The following is a 26,931-nucleotide window of genomic DNA, read 5'->3' as shown; positions in this document are numbered from 1 at the left end:
CTCGCTGTATCCGCCGGGTCAGGCAAACGCCTGGATCAAACGGGGTGCAATCTTATCCAATGGGCGGATTTCAACGGCGGCCTGCAAGGCCGCCGCCGCTTTGGGCATGCCATAGACCGCGCTGGTCGCCTGGTCCTGGGCAATGGTCAGGCAGCCGCGCTCGCGCAGCGCCTTCAGGCCGCGCGCCCCGTCCTGCCCCATGCCGGTCAGCAGCACGCCGACCGCCGGGCCGCGCCAATGCTGCGCCACGCTATGGAAAAATACATCAATTGAGGGACGGTACAGGCTTTCCTTGGGATTCTCGGTGTACCGCAGCGTACCATCCGCCACCAGGTGCAGATGGTCGTCGGTGCCGGCCAGCAGTACCTGCCCGGGCGTGGGGCGCTCGCCCTCGCGCACCAGCCGCACCGGCAGCGTCACCTGGTCGTTGAGCCAATCGGCCATGCCGGCGGCGAACGAGGCGTCCACATGCTGCACCAGCACGATGCCGGCGGGAAACGTGACGGGCAGATCGCGCAGCAGCTGCGCCAGCGTGGCCGGGCCGCCGGCCGAGGCGCCGATCACCAGCAGGCCCTGCGACGGCCCTGCCTGCGTCGCGCTGCGGGCCACCGGCGACAGCGCCGTGCGGTTGTTGCCGTAGCGGCCGATCAGCCAGCCGATGTTGCGGATCTTGCGCAGCAAGGGCGCGGCCGCCGTGCGCAGATCGGCGCTGCCCACCACCGGGGTGTCCACCGCGTCCAGCGCGCCATAGCCCATGGCGTCGAACACCCGGGCGGTATGGCGGGCCACGTCCACCGTGACCACCACGATGGCGCACGGGCTTTCGGCCATGATGCGGCGGGTGGCCTCGACCCCGTCCATGACGGGCATGATCAGGTCCATCAGCACCACGTCGGGACGGTCCTGGGCGCAGCGTTCCAGGGCCTCCTGGCCATTGGCGGCAACCCAGGCGACTTCCAGCCCGGGTTCCAAGGCGATGACACGCCGCAGGGTTTCGACGGCCATCTGCAGATCGTTGACGATGCCGATTCTCACGTTCGCGCCTTTCCGATCAGGTCTTCGACGGCGTCCAGCAGGGCGTCGTCGTGGAAGCTGCCCTTGGCGAGGTAATAGTCGGCGCCGGCATCCAGGCCCCGCCGTCTGTCCTCTTCGCGATCTTTGTAAGACACTACCATCACCGGCAGGCTTTGCAACTTGGGGTCAGCCTTGATGCGCGTGACCAGCTCGATGCCGTCCATGCGCGGCATGTCCACGTCAGTCACCACCAGGTCGAAAGGCTCGTTGCGCAGCATGTTCCAGCCGTCCATGCCGTCGACCGCCACCGCCACGTCAAATCCGCGGTTCAGCAGCAGCTTGCGTTCCAGTTCGCGCACGGTCAGCGAATCGTCCACCACCAGCACGCGCTTGCGGCGCCGCGCCTGCGCCACCGGGCCGCCGCCGTCCACGCGGGTCAAGCGCCCGCCTTCGACCAGCTTCTGCACCGACAGCAGCATGTCCTCGACGTCCAGGATCAGCAGCGGCGTGCCGTCGTCCATCAGCGAACCGGCCATGACGTCCTGCACCTTGCCCAGGCGCGGGTCCAGCGGCTGCACGACCAGCGTGCGCTCGCCCACGTAGCGGTCCACGGCAATGCCGTAGAGCTTGTCGTGGTCGCCCACCACCACGACCGGCAGGGTCTCGGCCGCCGGGGCCGGGTCGCCCGACCGCAGGATCTGGCGCGCCGACACCAGGCCGATCTGGCGGTCCATGAAGCGGAAATGCTGGTGCCCTTCGAGCTGCTCGATGTCTTCGGCGCGCACCTGCAATGCGTGGCTGACATAGGCCAGCGGAAACGCGTAGATCTCGCCCTGCACCTCGACCAGCAGGCTGCGCACCACCGATAGCGACAGCGGCATTTCCAGCACGAAACGCGTGCCCTGCCCCGTCTGCTGGTGAATGCGCACGGCGCCGCGCAACTGCCGCACCATGGTCTGCACCACATCCAGCCCGACGCCGCGGCCCGAGATCTCGGTCACTTCGCCGCGCGTGCTGAAGCCGGACAGGAACAGGAATTCCAGCAGTTCGGCCTCGCTCAGGCGGGCGGCGGTCTCGCTGTTGGTCAGCTTGCGCTGCACCACTTCGACCCGCAGGCGGTCCAGCGAAATGCCGCCGCCGTCGTCGCTCAGTTCGATCAGCAGCATGCCGGCCGCGTGGCGCGCCGACAGCCGGATCAGGCCTTCGGGCGACTTGCCGGCTTCCAGGCGATCCATCGGCATCTCGATGCCGTGGTCCACCGCGTTGCGCAACAGGTGCATCAGCGGGGCATCGAGCTTGTCCAGGATGTCGCGGTCGACCTGGGTGGTGTCGCCGTCGATTTCCAGGCGCACCTGCTTGCCCAGCGAGCGGCCCAGGTCGCGCACCATGCGCGCCATGCCGCCCACGCCGTCGCCAAACGGCCGCATGCGGCAGGCCAGCGCCGTGTCGTACAGGCGCTGCGCCAGGTGGCCCATGCGCCAGCCGAATTCATCGACCTCGCTGGCGCGCTGCGTCAGTTCCTGCTGGCAGGCTTCGACGATGCGCTGGGCGTCGTCCAGCGCGGCCTGGCTGCGGGCGTCCAGGTGCGCCCCGGCCAGCGAGGCGCGCAGGCTGTCCAGGGCCTGGCCGGCGCCCGATTGCAACCGCCGCAGCCGCAGCATGGATGCGCTGAACGGCGCGATCCAGTGCGATTCGACCAGGGTCTCGCTGGACAGGCCCAGCAGCTTGTTGAGCGTGTCGGCCGTGACGCGCAGCACCCGTTCGCCCTCGCCCAGCGCCTGGTCCGACACGCGGCGCGCGGGCGGCGGCGGTGGCGGTGGATCGTCCGGCCGCTGGATAGGCGGCAGGAAGTCGGACGGCCGGGGCGCGCGTTCGACCACCGGCGCGGCGGGCGGCGCATTGGGCGCATTGGACAGGCGGGCCACCAGGTCGTCGATCTCGCTGCCGAGTTCGGCGCCGGGCGTGGCCACGCGCTGCAACAGGTCCGCGCCCAGCAGCAGCGCATCGATATCGGCGGCCTGCAAACGCAGCCGCCCTTCCTGCGCGGCCACCAGGCAGTCTTCCATGGCATGCGCGATGCGCACTGCCGGATGCAGGTCGACGATGCGAGCTGCGCCCTTGAGCGAATGCGCGGCGCGCATGCAGGCCTCGAGCTGGGGCGCCGACGTCGGGTCGTGCTCCAGCGCCAAGAGGCCGTTGTTCAGCACCTGCACCTGATTGCGGGTTTCCAGCTGGAACAGTTCCAGCAGCGAGGCGTCGCGCATCTGGTCCGGGTTCACGCCAGGCTCCGTTCCAAGGCTTGCATCAACAGGGTTTCGTCCAATACGCCCACGCTGCGGGCGCCGCAGCGGACTACGCCGCGCGAATATTTCAGGCTGGCACCCTCGACCGTGGCGGGCAAGGCCCCCAGCGCGTCCAGGTCCACCGAATGAATGCCTTCGACCTCGTCGACCGGCAGCACCACCGCGCGGCCCGCGCCGCCGAAGATCAGCATGCGCGCCGCCGCCGGCCTGTCGCGGCCGCCATCCGCCGCCGTGGCGTCCAGCCCCAGCAACCGCGCCAGCGACACGCACACCGTCAGGGTGCCGCGCACGTTGGTCACGCCCAGCACCGCCGGGTCGCGGCGGTGCGGCAGCGTCAGGATAGCGCGGGTGCTGGCCACTTCATCGAGCGCCTTGGTGGGCAGGCCCAGCCATTCATTGCGCAGGCGAAACACCAGCAGCGACGACAGGCGCGCCTGCCCCGCCAGTGCGGCCGTCACGTCCTCGACATGGGCGGCCGCTTGCGGCGGCAGCCGGTCCAGGATGCGCTTGGCCGCCGCGGCGTACACCGGACAGTTGCGGCAGTGCACGTGTTCCGGCAGGCGTTCGCAGCTTTTATCGCCGCGGATGCCGATGCGGTTCCAGCAATCGTCCACTTCGGACAGCCTGGCCAATGCGTCAGTCACGGCGGGCCTCCTGGCGTGCGGCGCGCGCCTGCAAGCGGCGGGCGCCTTCGTCGTCGCCCTCGGACGCGATCAGCGCGGCCAGGTGCAGCAGCGCCTCGCGGTGGGTCGGGTCCAGGTACAGCGCCTTGCGGTAGGCGGCCTGGGCCTGGCGGGCATCGCCTTCGGTGTCCTGCAGCAGGCCCAGCAGATAGAGCGCCTCGGCGCTGGCGCCGTGGCGCTCCAGGTGGGCGCGGCATTGCGTCATGGCCTCGGCCACGCGGCCCTGGTCGGCCAGCGCGGCGATGCCCCGCAGCGAGGCGTCGGGGTCCTGGGCGGCGTGCGCCGAAGCCGCCCCCACGCTGGCCGACAAGGGATTGCCCGCGGACAGGGCGGGCATCGTCGGCATTGCCTGCACCCCGCGCGCGTCGGCCGCGCGGATAGGCGCGTGGCCGTGGCCATGCGTCCGCGCGGCGGGCCGTGGCGCCGGCGGCGGCGCCGTCCAGGCCGGCGACGTGGGCGCGGCGTTTTCAACGGGCGGCGCGGGTTCGGCGCGGAACGCAAACGCCCGTGCCATCGGCACGGCGGGCAAGCGCCGCGCCGTCAGCAGGCTGGTTTCGGCCGGCCCGACGAACAGGATGCCGTCGCGCCGGGCAAAGCGGCGCAGCACCGCCACGGCGCGTTCCTGCGTGGCGGCGTCAAAATAGATCAGCAGGTTGCGGCAGAACACGAAATCGTAGGGCACCGTGTGCTGCAGCAGGTGGGCATCGAACAGGTTTCCCGCCAGGAAGCGCACGCGCCCCATGACATGGGCGGCCAATTGGTGGCCGTCGGCAGTTTCGGTGAAATAGCGGTCGCGATACGACAGATCGTCGCCCCGGAACGAATTGCGGCCATAGCGCCCGCCCCGGGCGAACTCGACCATGCGTTCGCTGATGTCCACCGCATCGACCTGGAAACGCGTGGCCGGCACGCCGGCATCGAGCAGCGCCATCGCAATGGAATACGGCTCTTCACCGCTGGAACAGGGCACGCTCAATACGCGCAGCACCCGTGCGTCCGACGGTGCGCTGGCTACCGATGCAGCCGGAACGGACGTCGCCAGCGCGGCGGCCGCAGCCTGGGCCGCTGACGCCGCGCCCCCCGTCCCGAACAGCCGTTCGCGCGCCAGCGCCGCCATCGCGGCCTGCGATTCCGGATAGCGGAAGAACCAGGTCTCCGGCACGATCACGGCCTCGATCAGCTGCTGCATCTCGGCCGGCGAGGTCTGCACGCGCATCAGGTAATCCTGCTCGTCGTCCGTGCCCACGGCCTGCATGCGCAGGCGCACCGCGCGTTCAACGGCCGCCTTGCCGATCGAGCCGCTGTCCAGCCCCATCTTGCGCTTGAGCACCACGCTGAAATCGTCGACCAGCATCATGGCTGGGCTCCGGCCCGCGCCGCATCGGCGGGAAACAGCAACGCGCGCACCGGCTCGGGCAACAGGTCCGCCACCCTCACGGCCTGCACCATGCCGCGCGCATCGCTCAACACCGGCCCCAGATAGCGCGCGGCCGGCGTATCCAGCCCGGCGGGCTGGAACGCGGCCGGATCATAGTGCACGGTTTCGGTCGCCTGCTCCAGGATCAGCCCCAACAGGCGCGCCTCGCCCTGGCCGTCGGGCCGGTAGCGCACCAGCGCCAGCCGGGTGCTGGTCACCATCACCGCGTCGCCCACGCCCGCCAGGGCGCTCAGGTCGATGGCCGGCACGGCCGCGCCGCGGCAGTCGAACATGCCGGCCACCCAGGGCGGCGTGCCGGGCACCTGCTTGAACGCGCGCATGCCCAGCACCTCGACCACGTCGGCCGCATCCAGCGCATAGCGGTCCGCGCCGATGCGAAACAGCAGGTACAAGCGGCGCCGTGCGCCGGCATGGCCGGCCGCCGCGGGCGGGATCGGAGCAAGGTCGGGCATGGCCGCCTCAGACCTTGAAGCGCGATACGCCGCTGCGCAGGTCGTTGGCCACCAGCGTCAATTCCTCGATCGCCAGGCTGGACTGGCGCAGCGACTCCACCGTCTGCTGGGCGGCGTCGCTCAGTTGCTGCAACGCCTGGTTGATCTGTTCGGCGCCGGTCGCCTGCGCCTGCATGCCTTCGTTGACCATCTGCACCCGCGGCGCCAGCGTCTGCACCTGCTGGATGATCTGCGACAGCTGGTCGCCCACCTGCTGCATGTCGGCCATGCCGCGGCGCACTTCTTCCGAGAACTTGTCCATGCCCATCACGCCGGCCGATACCGACGACTGGATCTCGCGCACCATCTGTTCGATGTCGTAGGTGGCCACGGCCGTCTGGTCCGCCAGGCGGCGGATCTCGGTCGCCACCACCACGAAGCCGCGGCCGTACTCGCCGGCCTTCTCGGCTTCGATGGCCGCGTTCAGCGACAGCAGGTTGGTCTGGTCAGCCACCTTCGTAATAGTAGTGACCACTTGCGTGATATTGCCGGCCTTCTCGTTCAGGATGGCGAGCTTGGCGTTGACCGAGCCGGCCGCGCCGACTACGTTGCGCATCGTGTCTTCCATGCGCGCCAGGCCCACCTGGCCGCTGCCGGCCAGCGAGGCCGTCTGCTCGGCGGCGCTGGACACTTCCGTCATCGTACGCACCAGTTCGCGCGAGGTCGCCGAGATCTCACGCGAGGTCGCGCCGATCTCGGTGGTGGTGGCGGCCACTTCCGACGCCGTGGCCTGTTGCTGCTTGGACGTCGCCGCGATTTCCGTCACCGACGTGGCCACCTGCACGGCCGACCGCTGGGTCTTGCCGACCAAGCCGGTCAGTTCGTCCACCATGCCATTGAAGCCGCCTTCGATGGCGTTGAATTCGTCTTTGCGGGCCAGCGTCAGGCGGCGCGTCAGGTCGCCGCCGCCGGTGGCTTCCAGCGTCTTGACGATGGCGCTCATGGGGTTGACGATGGCGCGCAGCAGCAGAATGCCGCAGATGATCGCGGCCACGACGGCCAGCCCCAGCGACACCAGCATGCCGACCTCGGCCTTGTCCACGGCCTTCTGGATGCTGATCGCGGACTCGTCGGCCTGCAGCTTGTTGGCCGCCACCATCTGGGCCAGCACATCGCGACCGATATAGAACGCCGGACGCAGGTCGGACTTGATCTTGGCCTGCGCACGCACCGGGTCGTTCTGCATCGCCGGGTCCAGGATCTCGGCGCGGATGCGCATGTAGGTCTGCAGCGCCTTTTCAAACTCGTTGAACATGCGCTCGTCGTCGCCGCGCACGACGGTGCGGCGGTACTGCTCGATATTGTCTTGCAGTTGCTGGTCGTTCTTGGGCAGCGCGGCCAGGCCGGCGCGGCGTTCCTGGTCGGTGTCGCTATTGAACGCATCCTGCACCGCCACGAAACCGGCAAACCACGACGAGCGGATCGAGGTGCTGTAGTAGATGCCCGGCACGGCATCGGTGTTGATCGACTTGGCCTCGGCCTCGACCTGCAGCAGCCGCTGGTAGTCGACCACCACCATCAGCGCCATGATGGCCAGGATGACCAGGAAGCTGGCGATGATGCGTTCGCGTAGTGTCAGATTCTTCATACCAGGACCTTTGTGCAGTATCGGCTCGCCAACGCCCGGGTCGGCGCGGTCGATGCTGGCGGCGCACGTTGTCGGCGCGCCGGCCGCCCGTTCATGACGGGATGTGGGAATAATCAACAATTATTGCAAAGGCGCGGCCACTCAGCCACGAAAAAACAGGGGAAACCCCGTAAACCGGCCGCGGTTCGTCGGGAAAAAGCAAAGCTCTCTTACAAGGGCTTGTCTTTTACTGTGACAACGCGTACCCGGCGCCTGGCAATTGGCGTCGGGCTGTACGCGTGAAACGCCCCGCGAAAAAACTTGAGTCCGGGGCCCGAGCCGAGCCGCTGGCGCCTGGCCAAGCGCTGTCAGAGCAGCCAGTTTTCCAGCGCCAGGCCGCGGATACGCGCGAATTCACGAGTATTGCCGGTCACCAGAGTCAGGCCCAGCGCGCGGGCGTGGGCGCCGATCAGCAGGTCGTTGCCGCCGAGGGTGTGCCCCGCCGCCTCCAGTTCGGCGCGGATGCCGCCGTATTCAGTGTCGATCGGCGCATCCACGGGCAGGATGGGAATCGTGTCCAGCAAGCGCTCGACGCGCGCCTGCAACCGGGCAGACCCTTTGCGGGCGCAGCCATAGCGCAATTCGGCGGCGACGATGACGCTGGTGCACAGGTCATGGTGGCCGACCCGGGCGACGTGCCGGGCCGCCCTCCCGTCGGGCTCGCGCAAGAGCGCGCTGATGATGTCGGTATCCAGCAGATAGCCGCTCACAGCATGTCCTCGGGGCGCGGCGGTGTGTCGTCGATCTCCGGAAGTTGATCGTCCAGCCCCAGCGGCGCTTCCTGGCGCCACTGCGCCAGCAGTTCCACGAGGTTGGTCGGACCCGACAACGGTTCGAGGATGAGCCGCGCGCCATCGCGCCGGATCAGCACCCGATCACCCGGCAATTCGAATTCAGCCGGGATGCGCACCGCCTGGCTGCGGTTGTTGCGAAACAGCTTGGCCTCGCGGGGCCGGGAGGCCGGTTTGGAAATCGCCATGGAATTGCTCTCCCTCGGAGTTGCATATGCCAAAGTGTATATGCCACCCGCCTACTCCCACAAACCCTGCGGCGATCGCTCGCCCACCCAGTCGCGCACCTGCTCATAAGCATGCGCCAGCCGCAGCACCGCCAGGTCGCCGCGCGGCGGCCCGATCAGTTGCATGCCCATGGGCAGCCCGGCCGCGCCAAAGCCCACCGGCACGCTGATCACCGGGCAGCCGGCCAGCGTCCAGGGCGTCACGGTTTCCATCCAGCGGTGATAGGTGTCCATGCTGCGGCCGGCAATTTCCTTGGGCCAGTCCAGCTGCGCGTCGAACGGGAACACCTGGGCCGTGGGCACCGCCAGGAAATCGACGTCCTGGAACATGGCCAGCACCGTCTGGTACCAGGCACTGCGTTCTTCGGTGGCCTGGAACACCTGGTGCGCCGTCATGCCGTCCAGGCCTTCGACTTCCCAGATCAGCGCGGGCTTGACCAGCTTGCGCGTCTCGGGGTCGCGCACCAGGCCGTGGAACTGCCCGCCCACCATCAGGTGGCGATGCGCCAGCCAGATGCGCCACAGCCGCGCCGGGTCGAACGGCACGCGGTAAGCGTCGACCTCGCAGCCCACGGCTTGCAGGCCGGACAGCGCCTGTTCGCACAGTTCAAGAATGCCCGGCTCCATCGGCAGATAGCCGTTCCAGTCGCCCAGCCAGCCGATGCGCGTGCCGCGCAGGTCGGCATCCAGCGGCTGCGCGAACACGGCCGGATCGTCGCCCAGCGACAGCGGCACCCGCGCATCGGGTCCGGCCATCACCGACAGCATGCGCGCCACGTCGCGCGGCGTGCGGCCCATGGGGCCTTCGTAAGACAGCTGCTTGAGAAACACCTCGTTGGACGGCCCGTAAGGCACGCGCCCGGCCGACGGCCGCATCCCGTAGACGTTGCAGAACGCCGCCGGGTTGCGCAGCGAGCCGCCGAAATCGCTGCCGTCGGCCACCGGCAACAGGCGCGCGGCCAGGGCCGCCGCCGCGCCGCCGCTGCTGCCGCCGGCCGTGCGGGACCGGTCGTAGGGATTGAGGGTGGTGCCATAGACCTGGTTGTAGGTGTGCGACCCCAGGCCGAATTCCGGCACATTGCTGCGGCCGATGAATATCGCGCCCGCCGCGCGCATGCGTTCGACCAGGATGGAGTCGTGCGGCGACACATGGTCTTTGTAGACCAGCGACCCCATCGACGTGACCATGCCGCGCACGGCGGTCAGGTCCTTAGGCGCCTGCGGCAGGCCATGCAACCAGCCCAGCCACTGCCCCGCCGCCAGTTGCGCGTCGCGTTCGTCGGCTTCACGCAGCAGCTCGTCGGCATCGCGCCGCGCCACGATGGCGTTCAGCTGCGGGTTGACCGCGTCGATGTGCTGCAGATAGGCCGACATGACCTCGCGACAAGACACCCGGCGCTGACGGATCGCGTCCGACAGCGCATGCGCGGGCATGGCGACAATATCGTTCAGGCGGCCCAGGGGCGCGGCCGGGGGGGTGTGGTGTTGCATCGTGGTCTCCTCTTGGGGCGGCTGTTGCGCCGGCTGTCTGGCCTGCTGTGCGGCTTGCGATCAGGCTAGTGACCGGGCCGCTATTGGCACGCCGACAATACTACGCCGTGTCGCGGGGCGCGCAGGCATCAAGAGGGACATTCCGGCGTCACCGCGCCGCACGGCCACGCAGGCCACGCACGGAATCAGACGGACGGACGCGCGAACACCAGCAGCGTGGACGTCGCCGACGCCAGCAAGCGCCCCTGCGCGTCGGTCAGCTTGGCTTCGGCATACGCCACCCGCTGGCCGAACGACAGCACGCGGCCCTCGGCCCGCAACAAGCCGCTGTGGCGCGTGATGGCCTTGTGATAGGCCACCTTCAGTTCCAGCGTGGTGTAGGCCTGCTCGGCCGACAGGCGCGAATGCACTGCGCAGCCGCAAGCTGAATCCAGCAAGGTGGCGGCATAGCCGCCGTGCACCGTACCGATGGGGTTGTAGGCGTGCGGGCCAGGCGTACCGGCAAACACCGCCAGGCCTTCCTCGGCCTCGACGAAATCGAAATCCAGCGACACCAGAATGCCCGGCTTGCGGCCCGAGGCCAACAGGGCGCGCAATTGCTCCAGGCCGCTCAAGCCGGCCCCGGTCTGGTCGACCAGGCTGGGTTCGCGTTGCAAGGCAGTGGACGCGCGGGCGGACGGGGGGGAATCAGATGACATGCGAGGCTCCGGGAGGAATCACTGACGGGCGCCGGCCAGCCGCCAGGCGCAACAAACATTGCCCCGGGGACTGCCATGCGTGCTACCCACGATCCTAATATGATGATCGTCATATGGCAAGCAGCCGCCTCGTTCTACGCGAACAGATGCTGGGCCAGGTGATCCACGAACACCCTGAGCTTGGGCGACGGATGCCGGCTGGCGGGCCATAGCGCCCACATCGTGCCATTGCCCCGCGTGCGCTCATCCAGCACGATCTGCAGCCGACCCGAGGCCAGTTCGTTGCGGATGGTGAAGTCCGGCAGGCAGACGATGCCCAGCCCGCTCAGCGCCAGGAAGATCCGCATCTCGACGCTGTTGCACACCAGCGTCAGCGGCAACTCGGGCGCCTGCGCCGTGGGCCCCATCTTCAATGGCCATTTTTCCAGCTTGCCGGTGCTGGGATAGCGGTAATGCAGGCAGCAGTGGCGCAGCAGATCGGCCGCGCGCTTGGGCGTGCCGTGCTTTTCGAGATAGTCGGGCGAGGCGGCCAACACGCGCCGAAACGGCCCCAGGCGCCGACGCTTGAGTCCCGAATCGTCCATCTCGCCGGTGCGCACCACGGCGTCGTAGCCTTCGCCGATCACATCGACCATGCGGTCGGTGAAATCCAGGTCCAGCTCGACCTGCGGATAGCGCTTGAGGAAACTGGCCAGGGCCGACTCGAACAAGCCGCTGTAGCGCGGCAGACTGACCCGCAGCCGACCGCTGGGCGTGCCGCTGGCCTCGGACAATTCCAGTTCCGCCGCTTCCACCTCGCACAGGATGCGGCGGCAGCGTTCCAGGAATTTCTCGCCTTCGGGCGTCAGCGCAATGTGGCGGGTGCTGCGATGAAACAGCCGCACCTTCAACCGCGCTTCCATCCGCGCCACGCTCTTGCCCACTGCCGACGCCGACACGCCCAACACCCGGCCCGCCTCGGCAAAGCTGCGCGTATCGGCCACCAGCACGAATACGCCGATGCCGCTCAGGCTATCCATGGCGTTGCCTCGCTATTCATTGCGTTGCCTTGCCATTCACTTGCCCGCCCTCGCGATGTTGTTGCCCTGCCATCCATTGAGCCACCTTCCGCCATTTCAATACGGACTTTCATGTCCGGAATATTCGGAATCCTAGCCTATTTTTCTTTTATCTCCGGCTGCTTATTCTGCGGGCACCGCGTGGGTGGCGTGGCGTGATTGCCGCCCATCACGCCCCTATTCCCGTTTCGCCAGCGGTGCCGCGCCGCGTATTCCGACCATGACATCACCCGACCTTTCCCCTGCCCCCAACCGCTGGCTGCAACTGCTGGCCGCCTGCCTGACCGCCGTATTGATCCCGTTATGCTTCACTGGCCCAGCCGTGGTGCTGCCTTCGATCAGCCAGGCGCTGGGCGGCACGCCGGTGCAATTGAACTGGATCCTGAACGGCTACATCCTGGCCTACGGCAGCGTCATCATGGTGTCCGGCAGCCTGACCGACCTGTATGGCCCGCGCCGCGTCTGGCTGGGCGGGCTGGCGTGGTTCTGCGCCTTTACCTTCCCGGTCGCCTGGGCGCCGTCGGCCGGCTGGATCGACTTTCTGCGGCTGATGCAGGGCGTGGGCGGCGCGGCGGCCTTTGCCGCGGCCATGTCGTCGCTGGCGCCCCTGTTCCATGGTGCGGCCCGCGCGCGTGCCTTCAGTCTGCTGGGCACGACCTTCGGCATCGGCCTGTCGTTCGGCCCGCTGATCTCGGGCTGGCTGGTGCAGACGGCCGGCTGGCGTTGGGTCTTTCATGGCACCGGCCTGGTGGGGCTGATCGGCCTGGCGCTGGTGGCCGCCAGCGTGCGCGCCACGCCCGGCGTGGCGCACGGCCGCTTCGACTGGCGCGGCGCGCTCAGCTTCACGGGCGCCCTGGGGCTGTTCACCTACGGCATGCTGCTGGCCCCGGAAAACGGCTGGACCGACGCCGCCGTCGCCGGATCGCTGATCGCCTCCGTGCTGCTGGCTGCCGCCTTCATCGTGGCCGAACTGCGCACGCCGCATCCGATGCTGGACCTGTCGCTGTTTCGCAGCGCGCGCTTCGTCGGCGTGCAGGTGCTGGCGGCGTCGCCCGCTTTTCTCTTCATCGTGCTGATCGCCATCCTGCCGGGTCGCTTCATCGGCATCGACGGCTACAGCGCCTTGCAGGCCGGGCAATTGATGATCGGCCTGGCCGCGCCCTTGCTGGTCGTGCCCTTCCTGGCGGCGCTGCTGACACGCTGGGCCAGCCCGGGCGCGCTGTCCAGCGTAGGCCTGGTGGCGGTAGCGGCCGGCCTGGCCTGGCTGGCCCGCGACCTGTCTGGCGGCGCCGACGCGCTGTGGCTGCCCATGGGCCTGATCGGTATCGGCATCGGCCTGCCCTGGGGCCTGATGGACGCCATGGCGGTCAGCGTGGTCGAACGCGATCGGGTAGGCATGGCCACCGGCATCTTCAATACCGTGCGCGTGTCCGCCGACGGCGTGGCCATCGCCGTGGTCAGCGCCCTGCTGGCCACGCTGATCCACGCGCAGGCGGCCAGCGCGCTGCCCGGCGCCGATGCCCTGGCGCTGCTGCAAGCCGCCAACCGCGCCGCCCTGGGGCAACTGGCCGAGGCGGCGCAGGTGCTGCCCGGCGCCGGCACGCTGCTGCATCAGGCCTACGACACGGCCTTCGGCCACGTGTTGTATGTCCTGGCGGGCATTGCACTGCTGCTGGCCGTGCTGGTGTACGCGTTGCTGGGGCGGCCGCGCACGACAGCGGTCGCAGCCGTGCGCACGCAGGCATCCTGATACCGCAGGATCACAGCGGTTTGCGCCAGATCAACGCGCCGGCCCCACCCCGCGCCCTACTATCTACGGCATCTTTTTTTGCCGCCGCCCGGGAGACGCCCTTGTCCGAATCCGACCTTTGCACCGAAGCCGAAATCCGCGACCTGGTGCATACCTTCTACGCCAAGGCCCGCGCCGATGCCGCCTTGGGCCCGGTATTCGAGGCCCAGGTGCACGACTGGGACGAGCATCTGGCCACGCTGTCGGACTTCTGGTCGGCCGTGTTGCGGGGCACCCGGCGCTTCACGGGCATGCCGATGCCCAAGCACGTGGCCATGCCGCACCTGAGCGCCGACTTGTTCGAACGCTGGCTGGCGTTGTGGGGCGAAACCCTGGCCGCCCTGCCCAACCGCGCCCTGGCCGAGGCCGCGGGTGAAATGGCCCAACGCATGGCGCGCAGCCTATGGTACGGCTACCAATTGAGCCGCGACCCGAACCAGCCGCTGACGGAACTGCGCTCGGCGTAAGGGCCTGCCCCAGGCCCTAGTCCACCCGCCACCAGCTGGGCAGCAGATTGCGCACCTTGGCTCGCCGATACCGGTCATCGATCAGGTGTACCGTGCCCACGTCCTGCTCGGTGCGAATCACCCGGCCGGCCGCCTGCACCACCTTTTGCATGCCGGGGTACAGATAGGTGTAGTCGTAGCCTTGCGCCTCGCCATAGCGCAAGTCCATGGCGCGCTTGATGTTTTCGTTCACTGCGTTCACCTGCGGCAGCCCCAGCGTGGCGATGAAGGCGCCGATCAGGCGCTTGCCCGGCAAGTCCACCCCTTCGGAAAACGCGCCGCCCAGCACCGCAAACCCCACGCCCTGCCCACTTTCGGTAAAGCGCGCCAGGAACGCCGCCCGGTCGGCTTCCCCCATGCCGGGCGTCTGCAGCCAGATCGGCACCTGCGGATGACGCTGGCGCATCAGGTCGGACACCTGGCGCAGGTAATCGAAGCTGCTCAGGAACCCCAGGTAGTTGCCCGGCCGGCGCGCGTATTCGGCCGCGATCAGGTCGACGATGGGCGCCAGCGAGCGTTCGCGGTCGCGATAGCGGGTGGACACGTTGCCCACCACTTTCACCGCCAGTTGCTCGGCCTGGAAGGGTGCGGCCACGTCGATCCAGGCCGCATCCGCCGGCAACCCCAGGGTATCGCGATAGAACTGCTGCGGGCTCAAGGTGCCCGAAAACAGCACCGTGGCATGCGCCGCCGCATGGCGGGCCGCCAGGTACGGCGCGGGTATCACGTTGCGCACGCACAGGGTCGACGGCGGCGTCTTGGCGCCCTGCCCCCGCCCATCGGCGCGTGTCACATCGAACAAGGCGTGCGACCCGAACTGCTCGGCCAGGCGCATGAAATGCAGCGCCTCGAAATAGAACGCCAGCACCGGATCATCCTGCGCCAGCGGCGATTCGCCCAGGTATTCGGTAATGGCCGCCACGGCTTTCTGCACGGCCGCCAACACCCCGGCCGGCGCAGCCTCGTAGGCCTGGTAGGCGTCGACCTGCTTCTTGTTCAACGCCGTCCACGACCGTTGCAGGCCGTCCAGCGCTTTCTTCAGCGGCTTGGGCGCGGCCTGGCGCGCGGCAGCCAGGGTCAGCTGGTCGAGTTCGCTGGTGTACATGCGGCGGGCGCGTTCGACCAGGTTGTGCGCCTCGTCCACCAGCACCGCCACTTTCCATTGGTTGGCCTGCGTCAGGCCATGCAGCATGGCCGTGGAATCGTAGTAGTAGTTGTAGTCGCCCACGACCACGTCGCTCCAGCGGATGAGTTCCTGCGACAGGTAGTAGGGGCAGAGTTGATGCGCGCGGGCCACGGCGCGCACGGTGGGCGCATCCAGGCGGCCGTGAGGTTCATCTTGAATTACCGCCAGCGCCGCCTCGCGCGCCGCCGGCAGGCGGTCGTAGAACCCTTGCGCCAACGGGCAGGAATCGCCATGACAGGCCTTGTCAGGATGCTCGCAGGCCTTGTCGCGTGCCACCAGGTCCAGCACCCGCAGCCCGGGCGCTGCCGGCTGCGCGTTCAGGGTATCCAGGGCGTCAAGCGCCAAGCCTCGCCCCGACCCCTTGGCTGCCAGGAAAAACACCTTGTCCAGCCCCGTACCCGGGCTGGCCTTGAGCAACGGAAACAACGTGCCCAGCGTCTTGCCGATGCCGGTGGGCGCCTGCGCCATCAGGCAACGGCCATCGCGCGCCGTGCGGTACACGGACACCGCCAGTTCGCGTTGTCCGCTACGGAATTCGCCATGCGGAAACGCCAGTTTTTCCAGCGCCGCATCGCGCGCCTGGCGATGCGCCAGTTCGGTGCCCGCCCACGCAAGGAAGCGGCTGCATTGTTCCTGGAAAAACGCCGCCAGCCAGGCCGCATCGCGGCTTTCGGCCAGCACGGTTTCTTCTTCGGTGGCCACGTTGAAATACACCAGGGCCACCTGCACCTGGGCCAGGCCGCGCGCCTGGCACAGCAGGTGCGCATAGACCCGCGCCTGCGCCCAATGCGCGGCGCGGTGGTTGTCGCGCACGCTGTCGAGCCTGCCACGGTAGGTCTTGATTTCTTCCAGGCGGTTGGCCACGGGGTCGTAGCCGTCGGCGCGGCCCCGCACCAGCAGCGTGTCGTACTGGCCGGACAGCGCGACCTCGGTTTCGTAGGCCGGCCCGCGCCTGCCGGTGACCACGGCATGGCCGGCCATGCCTTCCAGCCCGCTGGGCGCCGGCGTGAAGCGCAGGTCAAGGTCGCCCTCGCGGGCGGTGAATTCACACAGCGCGCGCACCGCCACCGCATAGCTCATGCCGCGGCCTCGCGCCACGTGACATGACACACGCGCACCGGGATGCCGTGCGCCGCGCAATACGCCAGCCAGCGAATCTGGTTGTCTTGCAGCTTGTCGCCCGGCCCCTTGATTTCGATGAGTTCATAGCCCGGCGCATCGGGGCAGAAACGAATCAGGTCGGGCAAGCCCGAGCGGTTGGCCTTGACGTCGCGCAGCAAGCGTTCGAAGAACAATTTCAGGTGGGCGGCCGGCAGGCAATCCAGCGCCTGGTCCAGCAGGGCATCGGACAAGGCGCCCCAGAACACGAACGGCGACTGCACGCCCTGCTTGTCGGTGTAGCGCTGGCGGATGGTGGCGCGGTATTGGCCGGTATCCAGTTGCGCCAGGCATTCGGCGAACAGCGCCTGGCGCCGCGCGTGGAAATCCGGCGCTTCCAGGTCGGCCGGGCCGCGCTGGAACGGGTGAAAGAACGCCCCCGGCAGCGGCGCGAACACCGCCGGCCAGCACAACAGCCCGAACAAGGAATTGATCAGCGTATTTTCCACGTAGTGCACGGGCGAATCATCGCGGTGCAGGTGGTCGCGCGCGGCGAATTCCACGGGCGCGGGCGGCTGGGGCCGGTTCAGTTCAAGGTCGATGCGCACGACCGGCGCCGCGGCCGCACCGCGCGGCGCGCCGTGGCCCAGCTTGCGGCGCAGGCGCGGCAGCATGCGCGCCAGGCGCTGGGTTTCTTCTTCGCTTTCGGGTTGGGCCTGGGCCTGCAAGGCCAGCGCCAGCGCGTCGTCGAAGCGTTCCATGCGTTCGTGCACGCGAATGTGGCGGTGCCGCGCACCGGGATAGGCGCACTGGGCATAGACCCGCTGGGCCGCGGGCCAGTCCTGCGCGCGCTCGCACGCCTGGCCGATGCGCAGCAATACCTTGGCGCGGCGTTTTTCCAGCCAGGCATTGGCGCTGGCGCAGTCGGCCACCGCCCGCAACAGGGCGTCCAGGTCCAACAGGTCGTACGGCACATCGTCCAGCGCGCGGCGGCAGGCGTGCAGCGCCAGGTAGCGGTCGACGTCGTCGCGCGACTGAAAGGCCCGCGAGGCCGCATCAAGCGGCACCGCTTCGTACTGGAACACGCCCAGGTCGGCCAGCACGAATTCGGACCAATCTTGGTGCAGGTTGCCAAAGAACATCAGGCGCAGGCGCTCGCACAGGTCAGCCACGTCGACGCGCCAGGCGGGGTCGGCCAGGTCGGTCCAGTCGGCATAGGCTTGGGCATCGGGCTGGGTGGCCCGCAAGGTTTCAAGCCAGTCGGCCTTGCGCGCCCCCCGCGCCACCGCCCCGGCGAACATGCGGTCAAGTTCGGGCCGCGTATGCAGCCCGAACAGTTCGTCCAGCGTCATGGGGGCATCGGCATCCAGCCAACCCAGCGCCAGCAACGGCGCCGCGGCGTCCGCCGTATCGGGGATTTCTTCGTAGACCAGGCGGCTGGCCCGAAACCACGGCCCGCGCCGCATCAGCATGCGCACCAGCAACGCCTGCGATGCCTGCGGCAACGCCGCGAAATCCGCCATGAAGCGGCGTTCGCGGTCGTCCAGCAGGTCGGCATAGCGTTCGCCGACCCAGGCCAGGGCGCGCTGGAAATTGTGCAGGTAGTAGTAGCGGTGCGGGGCAAGCATCGGCGGCGCCGGATGACTGGTTATTTATCCAGTAATCATAGCAGGCCGATGATATGCCGGCACAGCGGTGGCACGGCGGCGCGTCAGCGAGCCCATTGGCCTGGATTGCTCCCAGCCGCACCGCCCATTTCTCGCAGCTGAAAATACCTGGAGGCCGTAGCCATATCCGCCTCCGTCAACGTGCCGGCGTACCATTTCACCTTCACCCACGACTGAAGATAGGCGTAACGCGCCTGTGCCAGGTTGCGCAATGCCTCGTAATAGCGCTGTTCCGCATCCAGTACATCGGCGTTGACCCGCTCGCCGCCCGCCGCGCTTCGCTTCATTGCTGTCACCAGCTCCCGACTCGACGCCACCGCCAATTCGTATGCCCGTATCTTCGCTGCGCTACTGTTGAACAGGTTGAACTGCTTGCGCAAACCGTTGAGCACTTCTGCCATCTTGGCGTCGCGTTCGTAACGCAACTTGTCCTGGCCGTCGACGGCTCTGCGCAAATCGGCCGATACGCCTCCCCCGGCATAGAGCGGGATATCGATCTGCACACCCACGCTGTTTGTGACGTAACGCTGGTCATAGGTACTTTCGGAAACCGAACGATTGCGGCCGGCGGACGCGTACAGCGCCACTTTCGGAAGGTGGCCCGATCGGGCCTTTTCCACTTCGCTACCCGCTGCCTCTATTGCATGGGCCATCGCCTGCAGTTCCGGGTTATGCCGCACTGCCTGCGCCTGCCATTGGCCAAACGCACCGGGCACCAGCGGCTGTATCTGAAACTCTCGACGCAGCGGCGCCAATTCGCCAATCTGCCATGCCTGGCCTGTAATGCCCTGCAGTTCGCGCAGCGCCGCGTCCAGCGCGTCTTGCGATTCGACTTCCTGAGCAAGGGTCAGGTCATAGCGCGCCTGGGTTTCCAGCATATCCGTCTTGGTACCCTCACCCGCTTCGAGCCGGTGCGCGTTGGCCGATAGCTGCTCTCGATAGGCGCGTCGCTGCGCCTGAACCAGATCCAGAAGATCCATCGCGTAAAGGGCATCCGTGTACGCCTGTGTGACCCGGACTGCCAGCTCCTGCTCACGCCCCATGAATTGGGCCTGTGCAAAATCTGCCCGGGCAACACCCTGCCGATATCCCGAAATCGCACGCCAATCAAACACGGGTTGCTGCAGGTTCAATTGAGACGAATAGCTGCTATACGAACGGTTGGTCGTTGCCGCATTTCCGAACAGATCAGGCTGGGACAATTCAGCATTGCTGCGAGACGTCTGATATTGATAGGAAATCCTGGGCAACAGACCCGCCCGGCCGATATCGCGTTCTTCGACAATCGCGTCCCGTTCCTTGCGGGCGGCTCGATGCCCGGGATCGTGCGCTATCGCCAACCTGTACACCGCAAGCAAATCAGCCGCCTGAGCTTGAGCGGCTGGCCAGCAAGCCAACGCCGCCAGAACGCCGACACACGTTGAAGCCAGCCGGCGAGCCTTCGATCTATCCAGACGCCCTTCCATCAGCGCTCCCGAAGGCTTTCTGCCGTATGCCGCATGAGAGGATCCAGGAAAAACTCGATTACCCGGCGTCTTCCCGTCTTGACTTCCGCGGTCACAGCCATCCCTGGAGCCAGCCGGATCGTCTGTCCATTGACCACCATGAAAGAACGCGCCATGGCAATTCTCACCGCATAAATCAAACCACGCTTTTCGTCTTCTATGGCGTCGTTCGAAATCGAAGACACCGTGCCCGGTATGACGCCGTACTTGGTGTACGGAAACGTCTCCACCTTCAATTCGACCTGTTGGCCGGCAAGCACGAAACCCACATCCTTGTTCTCCAGAAACACCTCGACCTCGAGCGTGTCCCTGTCAGGCACCACCAGCATCAGGGATTGTGCCGACGTGACGATGCCGCCCAACGTCCGGACCGACAGTTGCTGAACGGTGCCGCTGACCGGCGCGACCAAGCGGGTCAACTGTTCCGATTGCCTCGCCTTCACCAGATCCTGCTCCAACAGGGCCAGCTTCTGGCGCGCTTCATTGCCGCGCGTCAAGTTCGCGTAGCGCGATTCCGCCATCAACGTCGCACGCTGCTGCCGGGCCTGCGCGATAGCGGCCTCGATCTCGAGCAGGCGGCCACGCTGTACCGCCAACTCGGATTCCTGTTCGATACGTTCCCGCTCCCGATCCAGATAGGTGTTGCGGGCAACATACTGTGCGTCAGCCAGCTCTTTCAGGGAACCCGCTCGCTGCCGGGCAATAGGCACCACACGCTCCAACTTGCGCACCTGGGCCATGGTGGTGGCCAACTCCGCCTGCCGCTGCAGCAATTGAGCGTCGATGCCGGCCATTTTGTTCTGCAGGGCGGCATGTTCCCCGTCGGCCAAGCGCTGCGCGCTTGCCCTTTCTGGAGAATCCGCATCAAACAACGACACGCGCGGCGCCCGTCCGGTTTCCAGCGCGTGCAGCAGCGACTCTGCCAAACCGGCTTGCAACTGCTGGGCCTGCATATCATTTTGTATGCGCTGTCTCTCGGCCGTGGTCGATGTTCCATCCAGTTCAACCAGCAGATCGCCTTCTTTGACGAGGCTGCCTTCCCGCACGTGAATCGCCTTGATCACGGCGGTTCCGATCGGCTGGATGACTTGCGTACCTTCCGTAGGAATGATTTTCCCCTGGGCCGTGGCGACGATGTCGACCCTACCGAAGGTGGACCACAGCAACGCGACGACGCAAAAAAGAATCAACAGCCACATCGCTACCCTCGGCGCGGGCGAGACAGGCCGTTGCTGCAAAGCCAACGCGGCAGGCAGGAATTCAGTTTCAGCCGCCTCATACCGTTTGCTGTCCCATTCCTTGCGCATGCCCCAGGAATGCCGGAAAACTTGAACATAGCGCCGGCGCAGATCACGCCAAGCGGCCAACGAAAGGCGCAAGCTCATCGGACCTATCCTTGCTGCATGCGATAAAGCGCGGCGTACTGGCCGTTTGCCCTGGACACCAGCTCGGCATGCGTTCCTTCTTCAATGATGGAACCCCGCTCCATCACGACAATGCGATGGGCGCCCCGCACGGCGGACAGACGATGAGCAATGACCAGTACGGTTCGTCCCTGGCAAATTGCCCGCATGTTCTGCTGGATGATGCGCTCGGATTCATAATCCAGCGCACTGGTCGCCTCATCGAAAATCAAGACTCTGGGATCGGCCATCAGCGCCCGGGCAATCGCGATACGCTGGCGCTGCCCGCCTGACAGCGTGGCGCCATGCTCCCCGACCATCGTGTCGTAGCCTTCGGGGAACTCGCTGACGAACTCGTGGGCACCTGCAAGCTTGGCGGCCTGAATCACCTGCTCGAGTCCCGCCCCGGGATCATGCAGCGCGATGTTTTCCCGAATGCTGCGGTTGAACAGCACATTGTCTTGCAGAACCACGCCAATCTGTCTGCGCAATGAACTGGCGTCGATCGTGGAAATGTCGATGCCATCTATCAGTATCCTGCCCTGCTCAGGCTGATAAAGACGCTGCACCAGCTTGGTCAACGTGCTCTTTCCCGAGCCGGAACGCCCGACAATGCCAATCGTCTCGCCAGGGGCAACGCATAAGGAAACGCCTCTCAAGGCTGGCAACGCCCCGGGGGCATAACGGAATTGCACGCCATCGAACTCAATCGCGCCGTGCACAGCGGGCAACGCGGGCCTGGGAGTATGCGTTTCCGCCTTGGCATTGAGAATGTCGCCCAGTCGCTGCACCGAAATGCCGACCTGTTGAAAGTCCGTCCACAGCTGCGCCAACCGCATGACTGGTGCTGCGACATTGCCAGCCAGCATGTTGAAGGCAATCAATTGGCCCACCGTCAATGCCCCATCAATCACCAGTTTGGCGCCCAACCACATCGTCGCCACGGTCACCAGCTTGCCGATCAACGACACGGCCCCATGGGCAAAGGTCCCGATGGAGGCGCTGCGGAACCCCGCCATGACATAGGCCGCCAGTTGCTGGTCCCAACGGCGTATCCATTGCGGCTCTACAGCGCTGGCTTTCACGGTCTCTATGCCGCTGATGGTCTCGACCAGGAACGCATGGTTTTCGGCGCCACGGTTGAACTTCTCGTCCAGGCGAGCACGCAGTACCGGGGTGTAGGCGAGAGAGACCAGAAAATAGCAGGGCAGCGAGACCACCACGATCAGGGTCAGCCATAAGCTGTAGTAAGCCATGACGCCCAGAAAGACCACGGAAAAGATCAGATCCAGCACAACCGTGATTGCGTTTCCCGTGAGGAATGCGCGTATGTTCTCCAGCTCCCGCACCCGGGCCACCGAGGCGCCGACTTGCCGTGCCCGGAAATAGGACAGCGGCAAATTGACCAGGTGGCGGAACAGGCGCGCTCCCAGTTCCACATCGATACGGCTGGAGGTATGGGCAAAGACATAGCTGCGCAACGCCGTCAACACGACCTCGAACACCACCACCACCAGCAGGCCCACCGCGATGACATCCAGCGTCGTGAAACTGCGATGCACCAGCACCTTGTCCATCACCACCTGGAAAAACAAGGGCGTGACCAACGCGAACAGCTGGATCACCAAAGAAACAATGAAGACCTCCGCCAGGATCTTCCGGTATCGCACAACCGCGGGAATGAACCAGCTGAAGTCAAACTTGGCCAGGCTCGCCGTCAACGAAGCCCGCGAAGTCAGCAGGATCAGTTTGCCCGCCCACTTCTCGTGCAAGGCCTGTTCGTCCAGTTCCTGCGGCCCTGAAGCTCCGGCCTCTTGAATGGTCGCTTTTCCGGCATCGTGGCGGGCAAGAATGAAGAACGAGCCGTCTCGTGCCTGCGCAATCGCGGGCAAGGGAGTCGTGGCGAGGCGAGCCGTCCGCACTCGCCGCATGGCCGCCTGCAAACCAAGCTTGCGGGCAGCCAGCAATATCTCCGTGACCCCGAAGCTAGCCCCCGGCGGACGAAACTCATGCGCCAGCTGATCCTCGTCGACCGCGGTCTGGTGATATCGCGCCAACAAGACCAGGCAAGTCAGCCCCGTATCGACGGGAGCGTCCCCCTTCGATAGCAATACAGCATCCATTGACACAGATTATTCCGCTCGGCGAATCGCCATGATCAGGATGACTTGGGGCCGCCTGACGGCAGATAACGCAGGGAAACATCACCGGCCAGCATATGCGAGCCGTCCGCCATCTGCACCTGGCTGGTGCCCGTGATTGCCGATCCGTCCGGAAAGACCATTGCGCCCTGAGGGGTCGGCGCCAGGCTGATGGACTGTATACCGGCCTGGTCCAGTGTCGTCAGCTCGCCAGCATCGGAAATTCCGTTCTGGTTCTTGTCTTGCCACACGCGAAAGCTATCCCAATACGGATCCCGGGCGTCCAGGATGCCATCCTGGTTGGCGTCAAACAGCAACCGCAGGGCCAGCATGTCCGTCACCGGCTTGTCGGCATTCAGGCCCTGGGCCAACAATTCCTGCTTCCACTGTTCCTGGGTCTTCCAAGCGGTAAAGGCCAGTTCCTTGGTCTGGTCGACGACGCCATCCGGGTTGAAACTGCCATCTTTGTTCAGGTCGATGATCAGAAAGCCATCTTTCGGGCCAACCCACGCTGTTTTGTCCGGCAAGCCATCGGCATTGAAGTCAAACGTCGCCGCCGATCTCACCAGGTAGCTGCGCTCACCTGTCGGCACAATATCCAGCATCGCATTGCGGTCCAGATCCAGAACGATCGGCGAACCCATCTCATACGGGGCGGGACCGCAGAAGCCATCGACGCACACCCACGCATCCCATGCCTGCGGCGGCGGGCCGGAGTAATACCAGTTTCCATCCATGAAATGGTAGTAGCCGGGCCAGGGATGGAACGGCGGTCCCGGATAGGGCGGGAGCTCTCCGGCGGGATGGGTAGACGTCCCCCCGACCGGCGCCGACGGCTCTGTCGCGGGCACCTGCGGCCAGCCTAGTTCCGCCAGCATCTCCGGTATGGTCAGGGACTTTTCCTGCGCCTTTTTTCTGGCCAATTCCTCCACGCGCGCTTGGTAGTCTTTAAGTTCCCGCTGAATCTGCGCGTACCGTTCCGGCGTCACGTCTTCGGGAGGCACGGCCCGATACTCATGCGCGACCTCCTTTGGCAAGATTCCGTCGAGAAAATGCTCACGGCTGACGACCGTTTTTCCGTCCTGGCCAACGAACTCCTGTCGAGCCCATTTTTCCTGATAGACCCACGTCGGATCCGCTTGATTCGACTCGGAATACTTCGTGACTTCCACCTTGTTGTTATAGATCTTTGTGATCTCGCGATCGCCTTCGATCACGGTCACATTCTGCCAATCGTCGATCTGATACTGAGTCACCTTGACCAGCTGCTGTTCACTGCCTGGTTGATTCTTCGCATTGTCGACCTCGTGCCTGAGGCTCTGGATGTCTACGAGTTCCCCGCCCTTCTTGATCGAATCGACGACCTGGTCGATCAGGTCCTGCGGCATGCCGGAAGTGGCCAGTTCCCTGCGGTATTCCTTCTCGTCGGAGAGGAACGGCAGGGAACCCGGAAACTCCGGTTCCTTGATGTACTCGTTGTTCTGAAGCAGCCCAAGCAGCTTGCCCGCTGCCGCCCAGAGCTTGTCGACGGTCAATCCGGCGGCCGCATCGCCTGCCATTCCCCCGCCGACCGCGCCGACCAGCGCTCCCAGCAGCGCACCCGGCAGGCCGAAGACCAGTCCACCCTGCACGCCTAGCCGTGCCCCAAGCAAGGCCCCCTGCGTACTTGCGTACAGTCTTGCGCCCAATTGCAGCATGATATGGGTGGCCTCGCCTGGGTTGCCCTTGCCGAGTTCCTGGGCGGCTTGGGCGGTGCTCGTGCCGATGTCGAACACCATTGCGGCGCCGCCCAGCATTGCCGCGCCCTTCGTGATGATCTTGAGGGTCCTGACACTGATCGCGCCGGCCCCTCCTTTTTGATAGCTGCTGATGTCGGACGGGTCGACGAACTTGTCCAGCGCCTTGGAGTAGCCTCCGTTCTTTTTCAAAGGGTTATAAGTGTTGTTCTGCCTGAATCCGTCGCGCAATTGGACGTAGTCGTCCATCGATATCAATTTTTTCGCTGCGGCCTGCGACAACACCTCCGACGGGCCATAGGTGAAGTCTTTGTACTTGACGTTGTTTCGAAAGTATCCATCCTCCGAAAAAACGGTTGCCTTGGCTCGTTCATCTGGCGAAAGCTGGTCCAGCAACTCGACAATGGCACGCTCGCCTTTGTCCTTCGGAACATAATTGTTAGGAATGCCTGCGCGCGAATCCTCGACATACTGAGCGAACAGTTTGTATTCGTTGGTAGTCACCGTCTTGGCATTTCGCTCTATCCAGGATGTCAGCTCCGGAGATGCGCCGCTAGACCCGGGCTTATCGAGTTCGAAAATGACCAGGTCCGCTACAACCATTTCCAGGCCACGAGCATTTGCCCACGCGCCTATCGCATCAAGCCCTTTGACACCTCCACCTTCGAAAGTGTTGATCAGGGATACGGCATCAAGGTAGAACGGCGTAGTCATCGTTTCCAGACTCACTCAGTGGATTTCACGAATCAGATCAGGCCCAGCTCTTTTCTGCGCATGAGGTCGACTTTTCGATGGAGTCTGTTGACGTCCAGTAGATCCGCATCCGGATACATCCCGGCCAGATGCGCGAGTTCCATGGTCAGCGCGTCCAGACCATCAATGTCGCCGCCGGCTTTCTCAACTTGATAAATCTCCTGCCATACCTCAGGAACCTTTTCCTTCAACCGCTGAACCGCGACCTGGACCTCTTCATCTGTCCATTCCCTTTTCGTTTTCCAACCTCTTTCACTTGCAGGCCGCGGATCGGGAACGTGCTGGTAGATTTCCTTTGCTATCGCATCAACCATCGCGCGCAACCGTTTGACGTCCGCTTCGAGCTGCACGCCTTCGGTAACCGTGACCCAAAGGGCATAGGCGCCGTCAGCCCGAGAAAGAAATGACACGCGAGACGAGTCCAGCGTGGCCGGATCACGAGGCAGCACGCTCACCGTGGCTGCGAAGGCCTGGATTTTTTCCTCGGTTGCCCGGGTCAGTTCTTCGTATGTCCAGAATTTGTCCATGAGATATTCCCTAAGATCGCCGTGGCGTGATGACAGCAAGCACAGAACCGCACGTCAGGGCTGCACGGATAGCCACATAGAGCACCGTGAAAGTCAACCTGACATTATGCTGAACGAAATGACGACAATATTGCAGAGTGCGCAGCAGGGCTGGCCTTGGCACCTGCCATACCCTATTCAGCACACAGCATAGATAAATCGGTATCAGTTTTCGCGTGGCCGCTCGTCGGGGGCCGCATGCCGCACGATCTCGAATCCCTCATCATCCTGCGGCGCCACGAAATAAGCAGTGATCGCGTCGTACTGCGCCTCGCTGGTGGTAAAGGGATGCGTGCCCGACGCATTGCGCGCCCGCAGCCGCGCCTTGCAGACCTCGTCCGGCAGATCCAGGAAATGCAGCTGCTGCGGGCAGCCCGCGGCCGTGGCAACCTCGCGCAGCCATTCACGGCTGCGGCGGGTGTTCGCGGGAAAGTCCAGCACCACCGACAGCCCGGCTTGCACCAGCGCGGCCACGTGGCTGCCCATGGCATTGCGCAGCCGGCCGGCGCAGCGGCCATAGTCGGCCACGTCCAGGATCTCGCCGGGGTACAGTGCCGCCAGCCAGGCGTCTTCGCTGATCAGCAGCGTGCGCGGCTGCGACGCCAGTTGTGCGGCCAGGGTGGATTTGCCGGCGCCGATCTTGCCGCACAGAAAATGCAATGTCGGCGTGGGAGTATCGCGGGAAAGCGTGGTTTGCATGGCTTGCCTTCAGGAAAGAAACCAACCGGCGGGCCAACAAAAAACCCGCCAGTGGCGGGGT

The 26,931-nt window shown here is 65.7% G+C and carries 21 protein-coding genes; 2 read left to right on the top strand and 19 right to left on the bottom strand.

The genetic code is table 11. The features are described 5' to 3' along the window. Positions 1-18 precede the first annotated feature (18 nt). The 11 genes from U858_RS0114630 to U858_RS0114580 form a co-directional block, all read right to left on the bottom strand. Positions 19-1,035 (bottom strand): chemotaxis response regulator protein-glutamate methylesterase, encoded by a 1,017-nt coding sequence (locus tag U858_RS0114630; protein ID WP_025137901.1) that lies wholly within the window; start codon positions 1,033-1,035, stop codon positions 19-21. Further along, the gene (locus U858_RS0114625) at positions 1,032-3,293 is read right to left on the bottom strand and encodes a hybrid sensor histidine kinase/response regulator (protein WP_025137900.1); all 2,262 of its coding nucleotides are present in this window, start codon (positions 3,291-3,293) and stop codon (positions 1,032-1,034) included. The genes U858_RS0114630 and U858_RS0114625 overlap by 4 nt, the downstream gene beginning before the upstream one ends. Continuing rightward, positions 3,290-3,961, bottom strand: coding sequence for a chemotaxis protein CheW (locus U858_RS0114620; protein WP_025137899.1), 672 nt, complete (start codon positions 3,959-3,961; stop codon positions 3,290-3,292). The genes U858_RS0114625 and U858_RS0114620 overlap by 4 nt, the downstream gene beginning before the upstream one ends. Further along, positions 3,954-5,357, bottom strand: coding sequence for a protein-glutamate O-methyltransferase CheR (locus U858_RS0114615; RefSeq protein WP_051593580.1), 1,404 nt, complete (start codon positions 5,355-5,357; stop codon positions 3,954-3,956). Before U858_RS0114615 ends, U858_RS0114620 begins: the two co-directional genes overlap by 8 nt. After that, positions 5,354-5,890 carry a chemotaxis protein CheW gene (locus tag U858_RS0114610; RefSeq protein ID WP_025137897.1) on the bottom strand — a complete coding sequence of 179 codons (537 nt, stop codon included), beginning with the start codon at positions 5,888-5,890 and terminating at the stop codon, positions 5,354-5,356. Before U858_RS0114610 ends, U858_RS0114615 begins: the two co-directional genes overlap by 4 nt. Positions 5,891-5,897: 7 nt before the next feature. Continuing rightward, positions 5,898-7,517, bottom strand: coding sequence for a methyl-accepting chemotaxis protein (locus tag U858_RS0114605; protein ID WP_025137896.1), 1,620 nt, complete (start codon positions 7,515-7,517; stop codon positions 5,898-5,900). Positions 7,518-7,864: 347 nt separating this feature from the next. Beyond that, the gene (locus tag U858_RS0114600) at positions 7,865-8,266 is read right to left on the bottom strand and encodes a type II toxin-antitoxin system VapC family toxin (RefSeq protein ID WP_025137895.1); all 402 of its coding nucleotides are present in this window, start codon (positions 8,264-8,266) and stop codon (positions 7,865-7,867) included. After that, a complete protein-coding gene (locus tag U858_RS0114595) occupies positions 8,263-8,535 on the bottom strand; it encodes an AbrB/MazE/SpoVT family DNA-binding domain-containing protein (RefSeq protein WP_025137894.1) in 273 nt (90 codons plus the stop codon). The genes U858_RS0114600 and U858_RS0114595 overlap by 4 nt, the downstream gene beginning before the upstream one ends. A gap of 51 nt (positions 8,536-8,586) precedes the next feature. Continuing rightward, complete coding sequence (locus U858_RS0114590; protein ID WP_025137893.1) at positions 8,587-10,065, bottom strand: amidase; 1,479 nt, start codon at positions 10,063-10,065, stop codon at positions 8,587-8,589. A gap of 185 nt (positions 10,066-10,250) precedes the next feature. Then, positions 10,251-10,763, bottom strand: coding sequence for a PaaI family thioesterase (locus tag U858_RS0114585; protein ID WP_029953881.1), 513 nt, complete (start codon positions 10,761-10,763; stop codon positions 10,251-10,253). Positions 10,764-10,897: 134 nt separating this feature from the next. Then, entirely contained in the window at positions 10,898-11,782 is an 885-nt protein-coding gene (locus tag U858_RS0114580) for a LysR family transcriptional regulator (RefSeq protein WP_025137891.1), read from the bottom strand. Positions 11,783-12,041: 259 nt separating this feature from the next. Here U858_RS0114580 and U858_RS0114575 point away from each other — a divergent pair, with 259 nt between their 5' ends. Then, positions 12,042-13,571, top strand: a complete 1,530-nt coding sequence (locus U858_RS0114575) for an MFS transporter (protein WP_025137890.1) — start codon at positions 12,042-12,044, stop codon at positions 13,569-13,571. A 101-nt stretch (positions 13,572-13,672) separates the two neighbouring features. Further along, complete coding sequence (locus U858_RS0114570; RefSeq protein WP_025137889.1) at positions 13,673-14,077, top strand: group III truncated hemoglobin; 405 nt, start codon at positions 13,673-13,675, stop codon at positions 14,075-14,077. Positions 14,078-14,093: 16 nt separating this feature from the next. Here the strand turns inward: U858_RS0114570 and U858_RS0114565 are convergent, their stop codons facing one another. The 8 genes from U858_RS0114565 to U858_RS0114530 form a co-directional block, all read right to left on the bottom strand. Next, positions 14,094-16,382, bottom strand: a complete 2,289-nt coding sequence (locus U858_RS0114565) for an ATP-dependent DNA helicase (RefSeq protein ID WP_025137888.1) — start codon at positions 16,380-16,382, stop codon at positions 14,094-14,096. Then, the gene (locus tag U858_RS0114560; RefSeq protein WP_025137887.1) at positions 16,379-18,028 is read right to left on the bottom strand and encodes a VRR-NUC domain-containing protein; all 1,650 of its coding nucleotides are present in this window, start codon (positions 18,026-18,028) and stop codon (positions 16,379-16,381) included. Before U858_RS0114560 ends, U858_RS0114565 begins: the two co-directional genes overlap by 4 nt. 83 nt (positions 18,029-18,111) lie before the next feature. After that, positions 18,112-19,533 carry a TolC family outer membrane protein gene (locus tag U858_RS0114555; RefSeq protein ID WP_081821613.1) on the bottom strand — a complete coding sequence of 474 codons (1,422 nt, stop codon included), beginning with the start codon at positions 19,531-19,533 and terminating at the stop codon, positions 18,112-18,114. Further along, complete coding sequence (locus tag U858_RS0114550) at positions 19,533-20,957, bottom strand: HlyD family type I secretion periplasmic adaptor subunit (protein ID WP_051593579.1); 1,425 nt, start codon at positions 20,955-20,957, stop codon at positions 19,533-19,535. Before U858_RS0114550 ends, U858_RS0114555 begins: the two co-directional genes overlap by 1 nt. Before the next feature lie 5 nt (positions 20,958-20,962). Continuing rightward, positions 20,963-23,098, bottom strand: a complete 2,136-nt coding sequence (locus U858_RS0114545; RefSeq protein ID WP_029953876.1) for a type I secretion system permease/ATPase — start codon at positions 23,096-23,098, stop codon at positions 20,963-20,965. Between the two features lie 35 nt (positions 23,099-23,133). Further along, positions 23,134-25,566 carry a hypothetical protein gene (locus tag U858_RS34250; protein ID WP_025137883.1) on the bottom strand — a complete coding sequence of 811 codons (2,433 nt, stop codon included), beginning with the start codon at positions 25,564-25,566 and terminating at the stop codon, positions 23,134-23,136. Between the two features lie 32 nt (positions 25,567-25,598). Next, a complete protein-coding gene (locus U858_RS0114535) occupies positions 25,599-26,132 on the bottom strand; it encodes a hypothetical protein (RefSeq protein WP_025137882.1) in 534 nt (177 codons plus the stop codon). 204 nt (positions 26,133-26,336) lie between these two features. Beyond that, positions 26,337-26,870 carry an ATP-binding protein gene (locus U858_RS0114530; protein ID WP_025137881.1) on the bottom strand — a complete coding sequence of 178 codons (534 nt, stop codon included), beginning with the start codon at positions 26,868-26,870 and terminating at the stop codon, positions 26,337-26,339. Positions 26,871-26,931: the final 61 nt, after the last annotated feature.

It is taken from the genome of Achromobacter sp. DH1f (assembly GCF_000633435.1).
Taxonomy (GTDB): Bacteria; Pseudomonadota; Gammaproteobacteria; order Burkholderiales; family Burkholderiaceae_B; genus Achromobacter; species Achromobacter deleyi.
Note: the sequence above shows the minus strand (reverse complement) of the source record. Positions and strands in the feature narration are given on the sequence as shown.

Bases quoted from the DNA above. Each gene is read 5' to 3' on its own strand.
- U858_RS0114545 (WP_029953876.1), bottom strand. From the start codon at position 23,098: ATGGATGCTGTATTGCTATCGAAGGGGGACGCTCCCGTCGATACGGGG.
- U858_RS0114610 (WP_025137897.1), bottom strand. From the start codon at position 5,890: ATGCCCGACCTTGCTCCGATCCCGCCCGCGGCGGCCGGCCATGCCGGC.
- U858_RS0114615 (WP_051593580.1), bottom strand. From the start codon at position 5,357: ATGATGCTGGTCGACGATTTCAGCGTGGTGCTCAAGCGCAAGATGGGG.
- U858_RS0114560 (WP_025137887.1), bottom strand. From the start codon at position 18,028: ATGCTTGCCCCGCACCGCTACTACTACCTGCACAATTTCCAGCGCGCC.
- U858_RS0114590 (WP_025137893.1), bottom strand. From the start codon at position 10,065: ATGCAACACCACACCCCCCCGGCCGCGCCCCTGGGCCGCCTGAACGAT.
- U858_RS0114535 (WP_025137882.1), bottom strand. From the start codon at position 26,132: ATGGACAAATTCTGGACATACGAAGAACTGACCCGGGCAACCGAGGAA.
- U858_RS0114595 (WP_025137894.1), bottom strand. From the start codon at position 8,535: ATGGCGATTTCCAAACCGGCCTCCCGGCCCCGCGAGGCCAAGCTGTTT.
- U858_RS0114580 (WP_025137891.1), bottom strand. From the start codon at position 11,782: ATGGATAGCCTGAGCGGCATCGGCGTATTCGTGCTGGTGGCCGATACG.
- U858_RS0114550 (WP_051593579.1), bottom strand. From the start codon at position 20,957: ATGAGCTTGCGCCTTTCGTTGGCCGCTTGGCGTGATCTGCGCCGGCGC.
- U858_RS0114575 (WP_025137890.1), top strand. From the start codon at position 12,042: ATGACATCACCCGACCTTTCCCCTGCCCCCAACCGCTGGCTGCAACTG.
- U858_RS0114530 (WP_025137881.1), bottom strand. From the start codon at position 26,870: ATGCAAACCACGCTTTCCCGCGATACTCCCACGCCGACATTGCATTTT.
- U858_RS34250 (WP_025137883.1), bottom strand. From the start codon at position 25,566: ATGACTACGCCGTTCTACCTTGATGCCGTATCCCTGATCAACACTTTC.
- U858_RS0114555 (WP_081821613.1), bottom strand. From the start codon at position 19,533: ATGGAAGGGCGTCTGGATAGATCGAAGGCTCGCCGGCTGGCTTCAACG.
- U858_RS0114605 (WP_025137896.1), bottom strand. From the start codon at position 7,517: ATGAAGAATCTGACACTACGCGAACGCATCATCGCCAGCTTCCTGGTC.
- U858_RS0114565 (WP_025137888.1), bottom strand. From the start codon at position 16,382: ATGAGCTATGCGGTGGCGGTGCGCGCGCTGTGTGAATTCACCGCCCGC.
- U858_RS0114585 (WP_029953881.1), bottom strand. From the start codon at position 10,763: ATGTCATCTGATTCCCCCCCGTCCGCCCGCGCGTCCACTGCCTTGCAA.